The following is a 19,517-nucleotide window of genomic DNA, read 5'->3' as shown; positions in this document are numbered from 1 at the left end:
TTACAGGGAACCGTATTTCTTGCGCAGGCGCTGACGGATCAGCTCTGCACCGGTATTCATCACAAAAGTAAAGGCAAACAACACCAGCGCCGCCAGGAACAGGATACGGAAATGAGAGCTGCCCACCTCCGACTCCGGCATTTCTACCGCGATGTTGGCGGCCAGTGTTCGCATGCCCTCGAAAATATTGGCATCCATGATCGGCGTGTTACCGGTGGCCATCAGCACGATCATGGTTTCACCGACCGCCCGGCCCAGACCGATCATCAGCGCCGAGAAAATCCCCGGCGAAGCAGTCGGCAGTACCACCCGCACCAGGGTCTGCCAGGGCGTGGCGCCCAGTGCCAGCGAGCCGTAGGTCAGCGAGCGCGGCACACCGAAGATGGCATCTTCGGTAATGGAAAAGATCGTCGGAATCACCGCAAAACCCATCGCCAGACCCACCACCAGCGCATTGCGCTGATCAAAGTCGATCCCCAGCTGATTGGTGAGGAAGGCACGGGCATCGCCCCCGAACAGGGCCAGTTCCACCGGCTCTGACAAGCTCAGGCACAGCCAGCCCAGCAGCAGGATCAGCGGCACCAGCAGCAGGGCATCAAAGCCTTCCGGCAGGCGGTGACGGATCGCGCCGGGCAACTGCGCCCAGGCAAAGGCAAACAGCAGCACACCGACAGGAATCAGGACAAGGGCCATGGCAATAAAGGGCAGGTGGCCTTCCACAAAGGGCGCCAGAAACAGCCCGGCAAAGAAACCGAGAATAACCGTCGGCAGGGCTTCCATCAGCTCGATCAGTGGCTTGACCTTGCGCCGCAATCCACCAGCCATGAAGTAGGCGGTGTAGATGGCGCCGCAGATGGCCAGCGGTGTGGCCAGCAGCATGGCATACAGCGCCGCCTTGAGGGTGCCGAACGCCAGCGGTGTCAGGCTGAACTTGGGTTCGAAATCATTGGCGGCAGAGGAAGACTGCCAGATGTAGTCGGGGTGATCGTAGCCTTCATACCAGACCTTGCCCCACAGACTGCGCCAGGAGACTTCCGGGTGCTCATTGTCCACAGCCCACAGCTGCAACTGATGCTGGCTGTTCACCGTCAGCAGGGCGTTGCCGCGTGGCGCATAGCCCAGCAGCAGCGGTTCGCTCTGCTCAAACAGGCGGCGATTGACACTGTTGGTCTCGGCAGTGGCGTTGTAGAGGCTGACCATGCCGTCGTCGTATGCCACGGCAAACCCTTTGCGGCCCTGCTCCGGCGCAATCCAGTCAACCTTGTAACCCTGACGGCTGAAGGCACGGATACGCTGCAGATGCCATTCTTTCTTCTCGCCACGCACCAGAAACCACTGCGATACGGTGCCCTGATCATCGCCCACCAGCACCGACTGGCCACCCAGCAGCAGGGTCATGATGGTGATGTCACCCTTACTGGCGCTTAGCTGTTCGCTGAGGATGGGTTTGTCGGCCTTGCGCAGATCGAACACCGACAGACCGCCGTTCTCTTCACCCGCCACGATCCACTGCATGCCGGGCAGGATCAGCACCTGCTGCACCCGGTGATTGCTCTGCGGCAGGCTGAAGCGGGTCGGTGTCAGGCTGACTTCATTGGTCAGCAGATTAGTCTGTTTGTCGAAGCGCACCGCCGCCAGATTGGCGTCATGGCCACCGACCAGCATCAGTGCATCATCACTGTCACGCAGGGCCAGATAGTTGAGCGGCTGACCATCGCTCTGTACCTGCAGCGGCGTGTCACCAAAGGGAAAGCTGAGCAGGGGGGTGATCAGGCGCTGATCATTGGGGTAGGTGACCTGATAGTCATCACGCAGCACCAGTGCCGAGCCATCGGACAGTCCCACGGCAAAGGTATCCCCGCGGGCAGCAGGCTGAGCAAAGCTGGTGATGTGGGTATTGGCAGGCAGGGGCAGGGCATGGCGCTGGACGATCTTGCCACTGGCGGCATTGAAGAACACCACCTCACCGGTATCGGTGACTTCCATGCCGATTTCGGCCTGTTCTTCGGTGGTGATGTAGAGCGGTGAACCTTTGACATCGGCCAGCACATAGGCGCTGCTGAGCTGCTGACCCGTCTGCCAGGGGCGGATGCTGGCGCGCTCGAACAGCGGCAGCACTTCATAAATCAGATAAACACAGATCAACAGCACGGCCACAATGACACTGATGCCACCGATACCAATCATGCCACTCGCCAGCCGATCCTTGAGCGCACGGATTCTGCGATGCCGCCGCAGGGCAGGGGTATCGAAATCCAGTTCAGGGGCATCCACGGGTACACGTGCGTTCATGAAACCACTCTGGCCAGCACGGCTGGTATGGGGCTATGGCTTGTGAGGCTCTGTCGAATTTGGCAAATCACCGTCTTATCAGCCAGTTGGGCAAAAAGGCGCAAGGATACGGCGTGCGCAGATAAAGCGGAACACCAGTTTATTGCGGCATTATGACAATACCATGACATTCGACGCATATGCGTCAGCCTGAGGCAGGAATCGCTTCCCCTCACGCTGAATGACCGGTGTCTTTCTTCCCTGCTGATCATGTCGCGGCTTCTCCTTCAGCCAGACATCCCACACCTGTGCGGTGAGGTAAAGAGAAAAGCCTGACAGATTCGCCCCTTCTTCGAATCTGCCAGGCTTTAGCTGTTACTCCCTGTGAAAATAGACAGCCGCTGCCTGCATCAGAACGCGTTCACAATGCTCAGCACCCTCGGCATCCTTCACTGTAATCCGACACTCCCCAGCGCTTTCTCCACCACCTGCCTGGGCAGCGGCACATAACCATCACGCACCACCACTTCCTGACCCTGTCTGGACATGATCAGCCTGATCAGCTCACGCTCCAGCGGCGGTAACGGCTGGTTAGGGGCCTTGTTGACATAGATATAGAGGAAACGAGCCAGTGGATAGCTACCGTTGATGGCATTGTCCGCTGTCGCTGCCACATAGGGACCGCCCTCTTTTTTGGCGAGATTGACGGTCTTGACCGAGGCGGTCTTGTAGCCGATGCCGGAATAACCGATGGCATTCAGTGAGGTGGAAACCGACTGCACCACCGACGCCGAGCCCGGCTGTTCATTGACGTTGCTCTTGTAGTCACCCTTGCACAGGGCATGTTCCTTGAAATAGCCGTAGGTACCGGACACCGAGTTGCGGCCGTACAGCTGAATACTTTGCTCAGCCAGACTGCCACTTACGCCAACCTGGCTCCAGCGACTGATGTCATCACCGCCACACTTGCGGGTAGAGGAGAAAATACCGTCCAGCTGCTGCAGAGTGAGGTTTTCGACCGGATTGTCCTTCTGTACAAACACCGCCAGCGCATCGATAGCCACTGGCACGGCGGTCGGCTTATAGCCGTATTTGCTCTCGAAGGCTTCGATCTCGTTGTCCTTCATGGTGCGACTCATCGGCCCGACATTGGCGGTGCCTTCGGTCAGCGCAGGTGGGGCAGTGGAGGAACCAGCAGCCTGAATCTGGACATTGACATTAGGATAATTACGCTTGAAGGCCTCGGCCCACAGCGTCATCAGGTTAGCCAGGGTATCGGAGCCGACCGACGACAGGTTACCGGACACACCGGCGGCTTTCTGATAATCAGGCAGGTCAGTATCGACATTGCTGGCCTGTGCCAGACTGGTGCCAGCAGCGGTGGCCAGCGTCAGCACGATAGTCGCCACACTTACTTTGAATCGCATCAGATGCTTTGCTTCCCCGCTGAACGCGTATTGCAGGCTATGGTTGGTACACCACTCACCCTGATGGCAGTCGGTGAGTTCACGATCTGCTGCGCGCCGACCACACGGCGTTGAACAGCCCTTCGGAATGCTCATTTAGAACTACTAAACTCCGCTTCCTCAGTGCTTTTCGCCTTGTCTGGCCCCAGCTCGCAAGATCGTGAGCAGGTTACTAAGTGGGAGAGGCGAGCTGCGGTCCCGCCTCTCCCTGAACGCCGCCCCCACAGAGACAGCCCCCAATGTAGCCCCGACACTCTATGACGTAAATATGACAACCGCGTGACAATCACCGGGACTACCTCCCATTCCCCCCTCAGGATACACACTGCAGCAGAAGTGCTGCGCCTTCTGCGACGATGCCGCTATACTAGCCGGTGGCCGGTGTGACTGAATCCGGCACCCACCGGGGTCGGTCACCTCGTCACCACACAGCAGGGCCGGTGACAGCACGAGTCCCCTATAATAAGCAAGCTGGAACAAGGCGAGCTGGCCTTCGGGCTCAATTAGCTGAAAGTGAATGTCATGGAACCTTTGAACGTCCCAGAAAACGACGCCGTCGAGCTGCTCGACAGTGAAGAAAGCAATCCGCTGCCTCAGGGTGAGTTGAGCCTGCAATTCCCGGCGTCCATCAGTGATACCAACAGCTACGGCGATATTTTCGGTGGCTGGCTGGTCAAGCATATGGATACCGCCGCCGCCGTCCATGCGGGCAGACTGGCCCATGGCCGTATTGCCACCGTGTCCATTTCTCAGGTGGAGTTTCTCTCCCCGGTACTGGTGGGCACGCTGCTGAGTTTCTATACCCGTACGGTGGAAACCGGCAAATCATCGATGAAGATTGCCGTAGAAGTCTGGGCGCAGTGCCCGGATGGCACAGAATTCCGCAAGATCACCGAAGGCCTGTTAGTGCTGGTGGCGATCAATGACGAAGGGCATATTCGCCCGCTGCCTACGGCCTACCAGCGCCTCGGCCGCTGATCCGCCGGTTACACAGCTCCATGCCGGCCACGCCGCATGGGGCTGCGATGCCTTCCTCTTCCTGCCTGTTGTTCTGATCGTCGCCATTACTGGCGCGGTTATCGTTATCCGTCTGCCACAGCAACGCATTTTCATACTATGCTTTTGACTACCGTGAGGTTTGACTGCCCGCAGTTTTGACTCCCCACATGGGCTTGTGCTGGCGCGCAGTCTGGTCTTGCTTTTGCAGTCAACAACCTCAGTAGATGTGATATCACCACCGTATTGATAGCGCCGCCGTCGGCGAACAGACAGGTGCCACATGGGTGTTTTATTCCAGGCCGAACAGGCCAGGCTTCGCAGTGAAGAGATTGCCCACTTCCGCTCACAGCAGGAAGAACTCTATACGCCCGTGCGCCAGCTCGGTGCGCTGTTACTGGCGCTGGGCTCGCTGGTGGTGTATTTCAGCCTGCTGTACCGTCACCCTGATGACTGGCTGATCCTGTTTCCTCCCGGCATCCTCTGTGTGCTCTGGCCAAGCTACTTCCTGATTCTGATGCAGCCACCGGAAGCCGGTCCCTGGGGGAGGTCGTTCTACTTCAGTTATTGCCTGCTGTTCCCGCTGGCGGTGCTGTGGACCAGTCAGGACAATGCTTTCACCCTGCTGCCTGCGCCCATGCGTCTGGCCCTGCTGACTACTCATCTGTTACTGCTGGCCCTGATGGCCAGCCACTGGCGCAATCTGTGGCAGGGCTTGCTCTGCGCCTTCTCGCTGGCCGTACTGACCCTCACACTGCACCCTTCCGCCACCTTGCCGTGGGAAATACTGACCCTGACACTGGCGCTGGCACTCTGCCTGCTGATGGGATGGCTGCTCGACTGGCAGGGGCGCCTGCGTTATGTCGGCCAGCGCATCCAGCGACGCGAGAAGGACAGCGGCGCCCAGCCTGATCTGCGCCAGCTGCACAATCAGGTGCAGCACGCGGCCTACCACGATGCCCTGACCGGGCTGCCCAACCGCTACCATTGCATGACACATCTGTCCGGGCAGCTGCAGAAGATCCGCCTGCAAAGTGACATCCAGCGCTGGTCCGGCCAACGCCAGCTGCAACCGGCCACTGGCACCACCGCCTCACTGAGCCGCCGCTCCAGCGGCTCGGCGCAGCTGGCGGTGATTCTGCTGGCACTGGATGAATTCAAGCCCATCAATGACCGCTACGGTTACCACACCGGCGACCTGCTGCTCCAGCATGTAGCCGAGCGTCTGCGCTCGCTCAATCCCCAGCCAGCCTATCTGGCGCGCATGGGCGGTGATGAGTTTGTGGTGATCCGCTCCTGCCACAACACCGCCGAGCTCAAGCACTGGCAGCGCTATCTGATGGAAAACCTGCACCGCCCCTATGTGCTGGCGGCGGAAGACAACAAGGAACTGGCGCTCACCATTCGTATCAGCGCCGGCACCGCCATCGCCCCGCTGGATGGTCAGCTGCCCGATCACCTGTTGAGTCTGGCCGAACATCGCATGTATAAACAGAAGCTGCATCTGACCTCGGAATCCACCGGAGACCCGGCTTGAACCCCCATACCCCGTCCAGCAGTATCCCTTCACCCTCAGCCCATACCGCCCCGTCAGCCGCACCGCGCAAGGTGCTGCTGTCCTGGAGCAGCGGCAAGGACAGCGCCTGGACGCTGTATCAGCTGCAGCAGAATCCGGCCTATGAGGTCATCGGCTTACTCACTACTTTCAACCAGACCTTTGACCGTGTCGCCATGCATGCCGTGCGACGCCAGCTGGTGCGCCTGCAGGCCGAGGCAGCCGGGCTGCCGCTGTATGAAATTGAACTGCCGTATCCCTGCTCCAACGAGGAGTACGAGCAGCGCATGGGCGCCTTTATCGAACAGGCCAGAACACTTGGCACCGAACTGTTTGCCTTTGGCGATCTTTATCTGCGGGATATTCGCGCTTACCGCGAACAGCGACTGGCGGGGACGGGCCTGACACCGATCTTTCCACTGTGGGACATTCCCACCGGTCAGCTCGCTGCCGACATGCTGGCTGCCGGACTGGTTGCCCATCTGACCTGTATCGATCCGCGCAGGGTGCCAGCCAGCTGGGCAGGGCGACGTTTTGATCAGCAGTTGCTGGCCGAGTGCCCGGAGGGTGTCGACCCCTGTGGCGAGAACGGCGAATTCCACACCTTTGTCAGTGCCGGGCCGATGTTTCGCCAGCCCATTGCTGTCACCGGCGGCGAGGTGGTGGAGCGGGAAGGTTTTGTCTTTGCCGATCTGCTGCCCGCTAGCGCGAACGCCAGCCACTCAGGGACAGCCTACACCCTGGCAACGCCCGAATAGCAAGAAACCGGCGGGTAGCCGGTTTCTCAGAATGTAGCGGGTTACTGTTCAGTCTGTCAGCGCACGCGCGTTGCGACCTGCAGCAGCGAATCCAGCGCCACTACCAGCTGATCACCGCTGTGCAGCTGGCCCACGCCTTCCGGTGTGCCGGTCAGGACCACATCACCGGGTTGCAGGGTGAAGTACCGGCTGATGTACGCCAGCAGGGGCAGTACCGGGTTGATCATGTCCGCGGTAGTGCCGTCCTGACGCACTTCGTTGTTGATGGTCAGCTTCAGCCCCAGATTCTGGATATCGCTGACGGCATCGGCGCGAACAAAGCGTGACAGCGGGCAGGAACCATCAAACGCCTTGGCCTTTTCCCAGGGCTGGCCCTTGTCTTTCAGTTTGCTCTGCACATCACGCAGGGTCAGATCCAGTGCCAGACCGAAGCCTGCAATAGCAGCCTTGGCTTCGGCTTCATCAGCCTGTTTCAGGGTCGCCCCGATCAGTATCGCCAGTTCGGTTTCGTAATGGATGTCACTGCTCAGGTGCGAGGGCAGGGCAAACGGCTCCTCCATCGCTACCACGGCCGTTGCAGGCTTGATAAACAGTAGTGGCTCGGTCGGCATAGCATTGTTCAGTTCACGGACGTGCTCGGCATAGTTACGGCCAATACAGACCACCTTGCCCAGAGGATGAATCAGAGTTTCGCCATCAACATAACGGTGTGCATACGCCATAACCTGTCCTCGTACGGTTGAGTTTTCAGCTGTGCTTATTGGTATTGCTATTCTGGTCTGATATGCGGCTTACGTGTTAGCAAGGCGGGTCCTGCATCGTCACTGCTGCCTTCCGGTATGGCTGCGGTTCGCTTAATGCAAGTGCGCGCGCCCTGACCATGAATAAAAGTAAACGCCTTAGTTAAAAAATTCACCCTAAGCTTCATGGTATTTGCCTTTTTGCCAACATCCCTTGGCTACGGCTGTGCTATTATAGCCGCCCCACTCGGCACGCATAGCGCGGCACCCTGGGAAGCTCCCCCGGTTCGGCAATAATCCTCATTGTTGCCTCGAATGTCAGAAAGGGAGACACAGCGCCTGCGGTTATGTCGCCACCAGCCCGGCTAACGTATAGCGAGGATTACGTGAGCACCATGAGCAAGACCGTTTCTCTTGATAAAAGCAAAATCAAGATCCTTCTGTTGGAAGGCGTACACCAGTCAGCGCTGGACATGTTCCAGAGCCAGGGTTACTCCAACATCGAATACCATAAAGGCTCCCTGCCAGAAGAGCAGCTGATCGAATCGATCCGCGACGCCCACTTCATCGGCATCCGCTCCCGTACTCAACTGACCGAATCCGTGCTGGCTGAAGCGCAGAAACTGGTGGCCATCGGCTGCTTCTGCATCGGTACCAACCAGGTTGATCTGAATGCTGCCCTGACCCGCGGTATTGCTGTATTCAACGCACCTTACTCCAACACCCGTTCGGTGGCGGAGCTGGTGATTGCTGAAATCATCATGCTGATGCGCGGTATCCCCGAGAAGAACATCGTCTGCCACCGCGGTGGCTGGATGAAGTCAGCCGACAACAGCTACGAAATCCGTGGCAAGAAACTCGGCATCATCGGCTATGGCTCTATCGGTACCCAGCTGTCGGTCATGGCCGAGTCCATGGGGATGAAAGTCTATTACTACGACGTGGTTACCAAGCTGCCTCTGGGTAACGCCCAGCAGATCGCCAGCCTGGAAGAACTGCTCAGCAAGGTCGACGTCGTCAGCCTGCACGTACCGGAAACCGCTTCCACCAAGAACATGTTCGGCGCACGCGAACTGGGCTGGATGAAAGAAGGTTCGATCCTGATCAACGCTTCCCGTGGCACCGTGGTGGATATCGAGGCGCTGGCCGAGAACATCACCAGCAAGAAACTGCTGGGTGCGGCCATCGACGTGTTCCCGGTTGAGCCACGCTCCAACAAGGATGAGTTCCTGTCACCGCTGCGCGGTCTGGACAATGTCATCCTGACCCCGCACATCGGTGGCTCCACCATGGAAGCGCAGGAAATGATCGGTGTGGAAGTGTCCGAGAAGCTGGTGCGTTACAGCGACAACGGTACCTCCACCATGTCCGTCAACTTCCCTGAAGTGGCGCTGCCTTCACACCCCGGAAAGCATCGCCTGCTGCACATTCACAAGAACGTGCCCGGCATCATGTCGCAGATCAACAGCGTTTTCTCCGAAAACAACATCAACATCGCCTCGCAGTTCCTGCAGACCAACGAGAACGTGGGCTACGTGGTGATCGATGTGGACGCCGAGTACTCAGAACTGGCGCTGCAAAAGCTGCAGCAGATCCAGGGCACCATCAAGACTCGCGTGCTGTTCTGATCCGCTGATCTACCGCAGTAAACAAAACCGGCTCCCTGTGGCCGGTTTTGTTTTATCCGTCAGACGGTCAGATCACTGCACCTCAAAGCGCAGAGTACCAATAACCTGCCCATCCTCAGTCAGCACCTTGACCTGCCACTCACCGACCACCTCCCTGGGGAAGTTCTGCTTGCGGCTCCAGGCCCGGTAACCCTGTTCACGCCCGCCATGAATATCCAGCGGGATGCGATCCAGCTCCTTGCCGTTGTAGATCCACTGATGATAGATGCGTTCATCCAGCCCGCGTGGGGCGTTGATGGCGGTGTAGGCGTACAAGCCCTGATCACGCAGCTGCTGCTCGGTCAGGCTGCTGAGGCTGTCGCCCGGCGCCCGGGAACGACTGTCGAACTGGCTGGTGATGGCCATCTCCTGCAGCCACAGTGTCGCCGGCGGCACCCAGGCCCGGCCCAGCCAGCCGGCAAACGCGATGGCGCCGGTCAGCACCACCGCTACCACCCAGCGCCAGGGGGTCTGCTGCGACAGCGAGACCAGACGGCTGGGCAGGGACAGCACCACCGTGGTCGCCAGTGCCAGCTGGTAACTCTGGGTGGTGCTCAGATGCAGGATCAGCGGCAGTACCGTCAGCAGCACCGCAAACAGGCTGAGGTTGTGATAGGCGAGGAACAGCCAGCGGCGGTTCGACAGCCATTTGTAATAGAGCGGGTCGGTAATCGAGATCAGCGCCGCCACGCCAAGCAGGCCGGTAAAGACCGCCTGTCCTGAACTCCAGGCAGTGGTGACAGCAAAGAATGGCAGGGTGAAAAACAGGCTTTCCTGATGGATCAGCTGGGTGACATAACGCAGCAGTGCCGGCGGCAAGTAGAGGCCGAAACGCCGGGCGATCTTGTCAGTCAGCAGGTTTTCCAGCACCAGCCACAGCCAGCTGACCAGCATGATGATGGCGATCACCTGCCCGGCACGGTGCTGACGATCGACCAGAAAGAAACTGGCCAGACCGGAACAGAAGCCAAACAGGGCAAGTACCCGGGGATAGCGCTGGATCAGGCCCAGCACGCGGGTTAACAGGGATTGCAGATGGTGTTTACTGGTCGCGAGCATGTTCAGGACCGACAGCTGGAGTTCAACAGGGGTAGCGCCAAGACCGCCCAGTATACCCCAGCTCCCCTGCGCAGATGGTCCGTCTCTGTATCGAAATTCGTCGTCCTGCTGGCACGGCTTGACCCGCACCGCCGCCCTGACCGTCGCCGAGCGGCGCTGTCATACGGCATTCATATTGCAAGCCTAGGATCTGGTCTATACCAAAACCTAACAGGTAGACACCATGACCGAGGCGGCATCGACCCATTCCTCTTCTGCCCACACTGATGTGCTGATCATCGGTGGCGGGGTGCTGGGCTGTGCTCTGGGCTATTACCTGAGCCGTGACCCGGCGCTGCAGATCACCCTGCTGGAGCGCCAGACCCTCGGCAGTGGCACCACCCGCTATGCTGCAGGATTGCTCACCAAAGCCCGCCCTACGCCCCAGGTCAGGGCACTGGTCAGTGAGACCTTTGCCGCCATCGCCCAGCTCAATGATGAAGGGATCGACATCCCCTTCAATCAGGTCGGCAGCCTGCATATCGGCTGCAGTGACAGCGCCCGTGCTCAGGTCAGCCGCACCGCTGAGCTGGCCCAGCTGCAGCAGGATCCGGTGCAGTGGTTGCAGGCAGAGCAGGTCAGCCAACGCTGTCCATGGCTGCAGGTGCCCGGCGACTGTGCCGCCGCGCTGCTGCCCAACGATGGCTTTATCGACCCCTACCAGCTGTGCATGGCGTACGCTCAGGGCGCCCGCCGTCAGGGTGTGACCATCCGCCAGCATAGCGCCGTGCGACACCTGCTGCGTGACGGCCAGCGCATTACCGGTGTGGAGCTGGAGCAGGGCGAGCAGTTGTCTGCCCGCTGGGTCATTGATGCCGCAGGCCCCTGGAGCACTGCACTGGCCTATGAACAGGATCTGTTTCTGGCCATGGCGCCGGTACGCAGCCACTACTGGATCACCGCCAGCAGCCCGTTATTTCCCAGCCAGTCACCGATGGTGATTCTGCCCGATGCGCTGGCGTATGCGCGTCCAGAGGTCGGGGGTCTGCTGTTTGGTCTGCGTGATCAGCACCCGGTGTATGCAAGCCCAGCACAGCTGCCGGCAGACATCAGTGGTTTCAGTTTTGGCGAAGATGACCAGGGCTGGGATGCGCTGGCCGCGGGCTTCAGCGCCTTGCAGGCGTTTTTCCCGGCACTGCAGCACCTGCCCATCGCCCACCACGTCAGCAATATTTCCAGCTATACCCCGGATGGTTTGCCCCTGCTCGGGCAGGTGGGCGAGGTGGAAGGCTTTATTGCTGCCACCGGCTGCTCCGGGGCCGGCGTCAGCCTGTCAGGCGGTATCGCCCGGCTGCTCAGTACAGACATTATCGGCTCGTCGCGCTGGCTGGACCGTCAGGCGTTCAGCCCCAACCGCTTTGGCCGGGTGGATCCGATGAGTGATGAATTTCAGCGCCGCTGTGCGCTGGCGCGCGCCAATAAACGAACCGGCTGACATCCTGCGCCACCCAACTTCACAGCAGGAGTGCGGCGAGCCCGTCGCACCGTCAGGGAGGAAAGCAGCATGCGCCACGCTGCTGATGAATTAACCAGACTGCAAACTCGACTTAATAGGACTGTCATCTTTCACATGTAAGTTTACTGGTATATACCAAACCAACAACGAGGAGACCTTTCCATGCGCAAGACCCTGTTGATGTTGTCCACCAGCCTGTTACTCGCCAATGCTGCCTACGCCAGTAGCGAGCTGACGGTATATACCGCTATCGAAGCGGAAGACCTGAAAAAGTACGCTGCCCGCTTCAACGAAGAGCATCCCGACATCAAGATCAACTGGGTGCGCGATTCCACCGGGGTCATCACCGCCAAACTGCTGGCCGAGAAAGACAATCCTCAGGCCGACGTGGTATGGGGTCTGGCCGCTACCAGCCTGATGCTGCTGGCCAACGATGGCCTGTTGCAGCCCTACAAGCCCGCGGGCTACGACAAGCTGTCAGAAAAATTCCGTGACAACAGTGCCGAACCCAGCTGGACCGGGATGGATGCCTGGATGGCCGCCATCTGCGTCAATACCGAAGAAGCCAAGAAGTACAACCTGCCGATGCCCACCTCCTGGGCAGACCTGACCAATCCGGTCTACAAAGGCCACGTGGTGATGCCTAACCCGGCGTCTTCCGGCACCGGCTTCCTTGACGTCTCCAGCTGGCTGCAGCTGTTCGGCGAAGACAAGGGCTGGGCCTTCATGGATGGCCTGCACCAGAACATCTCCACCTACACCCATTCCGGCTCCAAGCCCTGCAAGATGGCCGCCTCCGGTGAAGCCCCCATCGGTATTTCCTTCGCTTTCCGCGGTGCCAAGGAAAAAGCTAAGGGTGCACCGCTTGAACTGGTCTTCCCCAAGGAAGGTCTGGGCTGGGATATGGAAGCAACCGCCATCGTCAAGGGCAGCAAGCATATGGATGCCGCTAAGACGCTGGTGGACTGGACCGTCAGCAAGAAGGCCAACGAACTCTACAACGAAGGCTATGCGGTGGTGGCCATGCCCGGCGTGGCGCAGCCTGTGCAGTATTTCCCCAGCAATGCTGAGCAGCTGATGATCAACAACGACTTCGGCTGGGCGGCGAAAAACCGTGACGTCATCCTCACCGAATGGAGCAAACGTTACGACGGCAAGTCCGAAGCGAAGTAACGCTTCCGCTGTGGTACACAGCACTCCGCCCGCATGACTGGCCGGAGTGCTGTGACTTTCTGATCTGAACCGGCTGCACCATCGGCCCCTATGACCACGAGGCTTTCCATGACCCCCACGCTGCCCACGGACGCACACCCCGGCTCCGCTCCCTACCTGACACTCAGGCATATCGATCAGTTTTTCGGCCAGTTTCAGGCGCTGAAGGATATTTCCCTCAGCATCAGCGAGGGCGAGTTTATCTGCTTCCTGGGCCCGTCCGGCTGTGGCAAGACCACGCTGCTGCGCATCATTGCCGGCCTCGACTGCCAGAGCAGCGGCGAGCTGCATCAGGCCGGTCGTGATATTTCCCTGTTGCCGGTCAGCGAACGCGACTTCGGTATCGTCTTTCAGTCCTACGCGCTGTTCCCCAATCTCAGCGTCGCCGACAACATTGCCTATGGTCTGCACAACCGCGGCGCTACCGCCCAGCAGCGTCAGCAACGGGTGGCAGAGCTGCTGGCCACCATCGGCCTGTCCGGCAGCGAACACAAATACCCGGCACAGTTATCCGGCGGCCAGCAGCAGCGTATTGCCCTGGCTCGCGCGCTGGCCACCTCACCGGGCCTGCTGTTGCTGGATGAGCCGCTGTCGGCGCTGGATGCACGGGTGCGTGCCCATCTGCGCAACGAGATCAAGTCACTGCAGGCCAAACTTGGCGTGACCACCATCATGGTGACCCATGATCAGGAAGAAGCCCTGACCATGGCGGATCGCATCGTAGTGATGAATGCCGGGGTGATAGAGCAGGTGGGGACACCGCAGGAGATCTACAGCCAGCCGGCCAGTGCCTTTGTGGCTGACTTCGTCGGCCAGATGAACTTCGTCAGCGGCGAGGTGCTGGACCAGCACACCCTAAAGATCGGTGGCCGCACCCTGCATTGCCACAAATGCCGCGACTTCAGCCCCCATGCGCAGGTGCGCTTCGGCATCCGGCCGGAGGATGTACGCCTGCGGGGCCATCAGGACGAAGCCAACCGCGTGCGCGGTACGGTTACCCAGATGGAATTCCTCGGCTCCTTCATGCGCTCACGCCTGCAAGTCGATGGCCTCGATGCGCCACTGCTGGCCGATATTTCCATGAACGAGCTGCGTGATCTGAATATCCGCCCCGGCCAGCAGCTGGATGTCACCCTGCCTGCCGAACGCCTGCATCTGTTCAGCCATTGAGCCGAGCTTTAGCGCGCCATGGAGGAACCGACCATGAACGATAGCCTGACCCTGCGTCAGCCCAAACCAACGACGGCCAAACCAACGACGGCCAGACCCGCCGCGGCGGCCCGACAGCGGCCACTGCGCCAGCACCTCAGCCGTGATGAAATCATCCTGCGCGGTGCCATGCTGATCGGCGCACTGGCGCTGCTGATCGCGCTGGTGATGCCGCTGTACAGCCTGCTGTCGAAGAGCGTGCAGAACAAGGACGGTGCCTTTGTCGGGCTGACCAACTTCGCCCGCTATGCCAACAGCCCCAGCCTGTACAACTCGCTCAGCCACTCACTGACCATGGCGCTGGTGTGCACCCTGATCGTCACCAGTCTGGCCTTTATGGCGGCCTATGCCCTGAGCCGCAGCTGCATGCCGCTGAAAAGAAGCTTCCGCGTCATTCTGGCGCTGCCGATCCTGGCACCGTCGCTGCTGCCTGCCATCAGTCTGGTGTACCTGTTCGGTAATCAGGGGGTGCTGAAAAGCTGGTTGCTGGGGGACAGCATCTACGGCCCCATCGGGATCGTTATCGCCTCCTGCTTCTGGGTGTTGCCGCATGCCATGATGATCATGCTGACCGCCCTCAGCCATACCGACGCCCGTCTGTATGAGTCAGCGCGGGTGCTGGGCAGCTCGCCCTGGCGCATCTTCTTTACCGTCACCCTGCCCAGCGCCAAATACGGCATTATCAGCACCGCCTTTGTGGTCTTCACACTGGTGATCACCGATTTTGGCGTGCCCAAGGTGATTGGCGGCCAGTACGACATGCTGGCTACCGACATCTACAAACAGGTGATTGGCCAGCAGAATTTTGAAATGGGCGCGGCGGTCAGCGTCATCCTGCTGTTCCCGGCGGTGCTGGCCTTTGTCGTCGACCGCTGGCTGCAACGCAAGCAGGCAGCGCTGATCACCGCCCGTTCCGTACCCCTGCAGCCACAGCCCCGGCGCTGGACCGACCGCACGCTGTTGCTCGGCATGCTGCTGCTGAGCATCACCATTGTCGGCGTGATCGGCATGGCCATCTACGCCTCGCTGGTCAAATACTGGCCCTACAACCTCAGTCTGGGTTTCAGCAATTACCAGTTTGATCTGATGGACGGCGGCGGCTGGGGCGCTTACTGGAATTCCCTGCGCATGGCGCTGTACACCGCGCTATTCGGCACCGGCTTTATCTTCTTTCAGGCTTATCTGCAGGAAAAGCTGCGCGGTTTCGGCTGGCTCAAGCATCTGTTCCAGATGATGGCGTTGCTGCCGCTGGCGGTACCGGGCATGGTGCTGGGTCTGGCCTATATCTTCTTTTTCAATCATCCGGCCAATCCGCTCAACGGCCTGTACGGCACCCTGGCGATTCTGGTGATCTGCACCATCGCGCACTTCTATACCGTCTGCCATCTGACGGCGGTCACCGCACTGAAGCAGATCGACCCGGAGTTCGAGGCAGTGTCGGCCTCGCTCAAGGTGCCGCAGTACCTGACCTTCTGGCGGGTGACCCTGCCGGTGTGTCTGCCTGCGGTGCTGGACATCGCCGCCTATCTGTTCGTCAACGCCATGACCACGGTGTCGGCGGTGGTCTTCCTGTACTCCTACAAGACCATGCTGGCCTCCGTATCGGTACTGAACATGGATGACGCCGGCGATATTGCCCCGGCGGCTGCGATGGCAGTGCTGATCATGCTGACCTGCATGGCCGCCCGCTTACTGCACTGGCTGCTGAGCAAGGGTCTGCTGCAACGTAGCCAGCGCTGGCGCAGCCCGGCCTGAACTGCAACAACCACAGCCACAACCTCGTTACACCCTATAACTAGAAACAGGCATCATTAGCAAAAGGCACCCCCATGAGCGATCACAGCATATCCGCGCCCAGCCCGCGCCAAACCGGCTATCTGCTGACTCCCGGCCCGATTACCACCACCCTCAGCGTCAAGCAGGCCATGCTGACCGACTGGGGCTCGTGGGATAACGACTTCAACCTGCTGACCGCCTCCATCCGCCAGCAGCTGCTGGCTCTGGCCCATGCCGAGGCGGAGTTCAGTTGCGTGCTGCTGCAGGGCAGCGGCACCTATGCGGTGGAAGCCACGCTGGCGACGCTGGTGCCCCGTTCCGGCAAACTGCTGATTCTGATGAACGGCGCCTACGGCCAGCGCATGGCAAAAATCTGTGACTATCTGGGGCGTGATTACGTCAGCCTCGATATGGGTGACTATCTGCCACCCGAACCGGCGGAAGTCGCCCGCCTGCTGGCAGCAGACCCCGCCATCAGCCACGTGGCGGTGGTGCACTGTGAAACCAGCTCCGGCATCCTCAATCCGGTGGAAGCCATTGCTAAGGTGGTAAAAACCGCCGGGCGCAGCCTGATCATTGACTCCATGAGCGGCTTTGGCGCACTGCCCGTCGACGCCCGCAGCCTGCCGTTCGATGCGCTGATTTCTTCCGCTAATAAGTGTCTGGAAGGGGTGCCCGGCTTTGCTTTCAGTCTGATCCGCACCGGGGTGCTGCAGCAGTGTGCGGGCAACGCCCATTCCCTCAGCCTCGACCTGTTCGACCAGTGGCAGTACATGGAACGCACGGGGCAGTGGCGCTACACCCCACCGACCCATACCGTGGCCGCACTGGCGCAGGCCCTGCAGGAGCACACCGCAGAAGGCGGCGTAGCGGGGCGTCTGGCGCGCTACCGCCAGAATCGTGATGTGATGCTGGCCGGTATGCGTCAGCTGGGTTTCCGCACCCTGCTGGAAGACGACTGGCTGTCACCAATTATCGTCACCTTTTTCTGTCCTCCGCCGCCGTTTGATTTCAAGGCTTTCTACGCTGCCCTCAAACAGCGAGGCTTCATCATCTATCCCGGCAAGCTGACCGCGGTGGACAGTTTCCGCATCGGCTGCATCGGTCAGGTGGCGGCAGCACAGATGCAGCAGCTGGTCAGTGCCGTGGCGGAAGCCTGTCAGGAACTGGGGCTGAGCCTGCCCGTCCCGCTGCCCGCTCATCTGACCTCATCCACCGTCGCCCAGGCGTAAAATTTCAGGAGTCACACCATGTACCAGTATTCCCGTCGTTACGTCGGCCCCGTAGAAGCCGTCATCCTTGATCTCGCGGGCACCTGCGTCGATTTTGGTTCACTGGCGCCGATTCGTGCCTTCCAGCAACTGTTTCAGGAGCACGGCGTGCCGATCAGCGAAAGCGAAGCGCGAGCGCCCATGGGCACGGAAAAACGCGAACATATCCGCCAGCTGCTGGCCATGCCGCGCATTGCCGCCGAGTGGACAGCACAGCATGGCGCCGCCGATGAGGCAGTGATCGACCGCCTTTACCACGCCTTTGAGCCCATCCAGATTGCCGCCATTGGTCAGCGCAGCCAGCTGATCCCCGGTCTGCTGGAAGCGCAGGAATATTGCCAGCAGCAGGACATCAAGATCGGCGTCAACTCCGGCTACAGCCGCAGCATGCTCAACGCCATGCTGCCGGCCCTGGCCGAGCAGGGCTTTGTGCCCGCCTCGGTGGTCTGCGCCACCGAAGTACCGAACGGCAGGCCCTATCCGCACATGAGCCTGAAAGGCATGCTGGAGCTGGCCATTGGTAACGTGCAGGCCTGCGTGAAAGTCGATGACACCCTGACCGGCCTGGAAGAAGGGCTGGCAGCAGGGATGTGGACCGTCGGCGTGGCGGTGTCCGGCAATGAAATCGGCCTTGATCAGGAGCAGTGGGACAGTCTGCCGGAAGATGAGCAACTGCGCCGCAGCGCCGCTGCCCGTCAGCGTATGCTGCGCTGTGGGGCACATTACGCCATCGACTCCGTCGCCGAACTGCCGGGGGTACTGGCTGATATCGAGCATCGTCTGCTGTGCGGCGAACAGCCCTAACAGCCTGCTAAGACAGGGTCATGGGCTTTGGCTGCAGCGCGGCCAAAGCGCGGACACGCTCACCTGCCGTCGCGTCACAGCGCCGCTGCTTACCGGTCTGCAGCACTGGTGCACCGGCGCTGAACCCTTCACACTGTTGCCCACTTAGTCACCTGCCTGTCTCACTCCCTGCCCACGAGGTTTACCGTGAGTCCCATAGCCATCGGCCTGATTATCTTCTCTGCCATGATGCACGCAGGCTGGAACCTGATGGGCAAGCGTCACGCGCCCTCATTGTCCTTCTTTACCCTGTCGATGAGTGCCGGCGCTCTGGCGTTCACGCCCTTTGTGTTTTCCCTGCTGTGGCAGCTGCCCGCCATGCCTGCCACCTTCTGGTGGCTGCTGCTGGGCACCGGGCTGGCGCAGGCGGTCTATATGGCAGGGCTGGCCTGGGCCTACGCCCGTGCCGATGTCAGCCTGATCTATCCGATGGCGCGCGCGCTACCGGTGGTGATGGTGCCCTGTATCAGCTGGCTGCTGCTGGATAACCGGGTCCTGACCGCCGCCGACTGGCTGGGGATGATGGTCATCGTTATTGGCAGCCTGATCCTGCCACTGCCCCGCCTCAGCGCACTGCACTGGCGCAGCTACGCCACGCCGGCACTGGGCTTTATGCTGCTGGCCGCCCTCGGCACCTGTGGCTATTCGCTGATCGACAGTGCGGCCCTCAGGGTCCTGCGTCAGCACGGTCTCAGTGCCTTTGAAGCGGGCAGCCTGTATCTGACGCTGCAGGCTTACAGCTCGGTGCTGTGGATGCTGCCAGTCTGTCTGCTCGGCCAGCAGGAGCGGCCAACGTTGCTTGGCCTGCTGCAACGCCAGCAGATGAAGGTCTGGGCCAGCACCGGTATTGCCATTCTGCTGACCTACTGGCTGATTCTGATTGCCATGTCCTACGTCACCGACGTCAGCTATGTGGTGGCCCTGCGCCAGCTGTCGATCCCGCTCGGAGTGCTGGCCGGTATCGTCTGGCTGAAGGAAACTCCCACCGCGCCACGGCTGCTGGGCGTGACGGTGATTGTTATCGGCCTGTTGCTGGTGGCACTGGGGTAACGCAGAAAGGAGAGGGGGAAGGGAGGAGCGGCAAGCAGATGGCTGGCAACCCCACCCCGGCCAGCTGACGGGCAACTCGCCGGGGTCGCGGATCAGCCGCCTGTCACAGCCGACAGGCGGCTAACGGTCACCCGTACCAATAACGCCTT

At 60.3% G+C, this 19,517-nt stretch carries 15 protein-coding genes; 11 read left to right on the top strand and 4 right to left on the bottom strand.

Annotated elements, in window-relative coordinates:
* Both WH50_RS19250 and WH50_RS19245 read right to left on the bottom strand, forming a co-directional pair.
* Nucleotides 1–2,292, bottom strand: a complete 2,292-nt coding sequence (locus WH50_RS19250) for an ABC transporter permease subunit (protein ID WP_110188918.1) — start codon at nucleotides 2,290–2,292, stop codon at nucleotides 1–3.
* A gap of 428 nt (nucleotides 2,293–2,720) precedes the next feature.
* Nucleotides 2,721–3,698 carry a PstS family phosphate ABC transporter substrate-binding protein gene (locus WH50_RS19245; protein WP_104152953.1) on the bottom strand — a complete coding sequence of 326 codons (978 nt, stop codon included), beginning with the start codon at nucleotides 3,696–3,698 and terminating at the stop codon, nucleotides 2,721–2,723.
* Nucleotides 3,699–4,259: 561 nt separating this feature from the next.
* Here WH50_RS19245 and WH50_RS19240 point away from each other — a divergent pair.
* The 3 genes from WH50_RS19240 to WH50_RS19230 all read left to right on the top strand — a co-directional run bounded on the left by WH50_RS19240 (nucleotide 4,260) and on the right by WH50_RS19230 (nucleotide 7,046).
* A complete protein-coding gene (locus tag WH50_RS19240) occupies nucleotides 4,260–4,715 on the top strand; it encodes an acyl-CoA thioesterase (protein WP_243410180.1) in 456 nt (151 codons plus the stop codon).
* Nucleotides 4,716–5,016: 301 nt separating this feature from the next.
* A complete protein-coding gene (locus WH50_RS19235) occupies nucleotides 5,017–6,270 on the top strand; it encodes a GGDEF domain-containing protein (RefSeq protein WP_110188917.1) in 1,254 nt (417 codons plus the stop codon).
* The gene (locus WH50_RS19230; RefSeq protein WP_243410179.1) at nucleotides 6,267–7,046 is read left to right on the top strand and encodes a Dph6-related ATP pyrophosphatase; all 780 of its coding nucleotides are present in this window, start codon (nucleotides 6,267–6,269) and stop codon (nucleotides 7,044–7,046) included. The genes WH50_RS19235 and WH50_RS19230 overlap by 4 nt, the downstream gene beginning before the upstream one ends.
* 56 nt (nucleotides 7,047–7,102) lie before the next feature.
* On the opposite strand, the gene WH50_RS19225 is transcribed toward WH50_RS19230, so the two are convergent.
* The gene (locus WH50_RS19225) at nucleotides 7,103–7,768 is read right to left on the bottom strand and encodes a fumarylacetoacetate hydrolase family protein (RefSeq protein ID WP_110188916.1); all 666 of its coding nucleotides are present in this window, start codon (nucleotides 7,766–7,768) and stop codon (nucleotides 7,103–7,105) included.
* Between the two features lie 413 nt (nucleotides 7,769–8,181).
* Between WH50_RS19225 and serA the strand changes: the two genes are divergently transcribed.
* Nucleotides 8,182–9,414, top strand: a complete 1,233-nt coding sequence (gene serA, locus WH50_RS19220) for a phosphoglycerate dehydrogenase (protein ID WP_110188915.1) — start codon at nucleotides 8,182–8,184, stop codon at nucleotides 9,412–9,414.
* A gap of 72 nt (nucleotides 9,415–9,486) precedes the next feature.
* Here the strand turns inward: serA and WH50_RS19215 are convergent, their stop codons facing one another.
* On the bottom strand, nucleotides 9,487–10,512 hold the full coding sequence (locus WH50_RS19215; protein WP_110188934.1) for a DUF5924 family protein: 1,026 nt from the start codon (nucleotides 10,510–10,512) through the stop codon (nucleotides 9,487–9,489).
* 223 nt (nucleotides 10,513–10,735) lie between these two features.
* Between WH50_RS19215 and WH50_RS19210 the strand changes: the two genes are divergently transcribed.
* The 7 genes from WH50_RS19210 to WH50_RS19180 all read left to right on the top strand — a co-directional run bounded on the left by WH50_RS19210 (nucleotide 10,736) and on the right by WH50_RS19180 (nucleotide 19,368).
* Nucleotides 10,736–11,986: an NAD(P)/FAD-dependent oxidoreductase gene (locus WH50_RS19210; RefSeq protein ID WP_110188914.1), complete on the top strand. Its 1,251-nt coding sequence runs from the start codon at nucleotides 10,736–10,738 to the stop codon at nucleotides 11,984–11,986.
* Nucleotides 11,987–12,169: 183 nt separating this feature from the next.
* On the top strand, nucleotides 12,170–13,180 hold the full coding sequence (locus WH50_RS19205; protein WP_110188913.1) for a putative 2-aminoethylphosphonate ABC transporter substrate-binding protein: 1,011 nt from the start codon (nucleotides 12,170–12,172) through the stop codon (nucleotides 13,178–13,180).
* Between the two features lie 108 nt (nucleotides 13,181–13,288).
* On the top strand, nucleotides 13,289–14,389 hold the full coding sequence (locus WH50_RS19200; protein ID WP_110188912.1) for a putative 2-aminoethylphosphonate ABC transporter ATP-binding protein: 1,101 nt from the start codon (nucleotides 13,289–13,291) through the stop codon (nucleotides 14,387–14,389).
* Nucleotides 14,390–14,422: 33 nt separating this feature from the next.
* Nucleotides 14,423–16,183 (top strand): putative 2-aminoethylphosphonate ABC transporter permease subunit, encoded by a 1,761-nt coding sequence (locus WH50_RS19195; protein WP_110188911.1) that lies wholly within the window; start codon nucleotides 14,423–14,425, stop codon nucleotides 16,181–16,183.
* 74 nt (nucleotides 16,184–16,257) lie between these two features.
* On the top strand, nucleotides 16,258–17,436 hold the full coding sequence (locus WH50_RS19190; RefSeq protein WP_110188910.1) for a 2-aminoethylphosphonate--pyruvate transaminase: 1,179 nt from the start codon (nucleotides 16,258–16,260) through the stop codon (nucleotides 17,434–17,436).
* A gap of 18 nt (nucleotides 17,437–17,454) precedes the next feature.
* Entirely contained in the window at nucleotides 17,455–18,279 is an 825-nt protein-coding gene (gene phnX, locus WH50_RS19185) for a phosphonoacetaldehyde hydrolase (protein ID WP_104152895.1), read from the top strand.
* 186 nt (nucleotides 18,280–18,465) lie between these two features.
* Nucleotides 18,466–19,368 carry an EamA family transporter gene (locus tag WH50_RS19180; RefSeq protein WP_110188909.1) on the top strand — a complete coding sequence of 301 codons (903 nt, stop codon included), beginning with the start codon at nucleotides 18,466–18,468 and terminating at the stop codon, nucleotides 19,366–19,368.
* Nucleotides 19,369–19,517: the final 149 nt, after the last annotated feature.

This window comes from Pokkaliibacter plantistimulans (assembly GCF_003194385.1).
In the GTDB taxonomy this organism is placed as follows: domain Bacteria; phylum Pseudomonadota; class Gammaproteobacteria; order Pseudomonadales; family Balneatricaceae; genus Pokkaliibacter; species Pokkaliibacter plantistimulans.
Note: the sequence above shows the minus strand (reverse complement) of the source record. Positions and strands in the feature narration are given on the sequence as shown.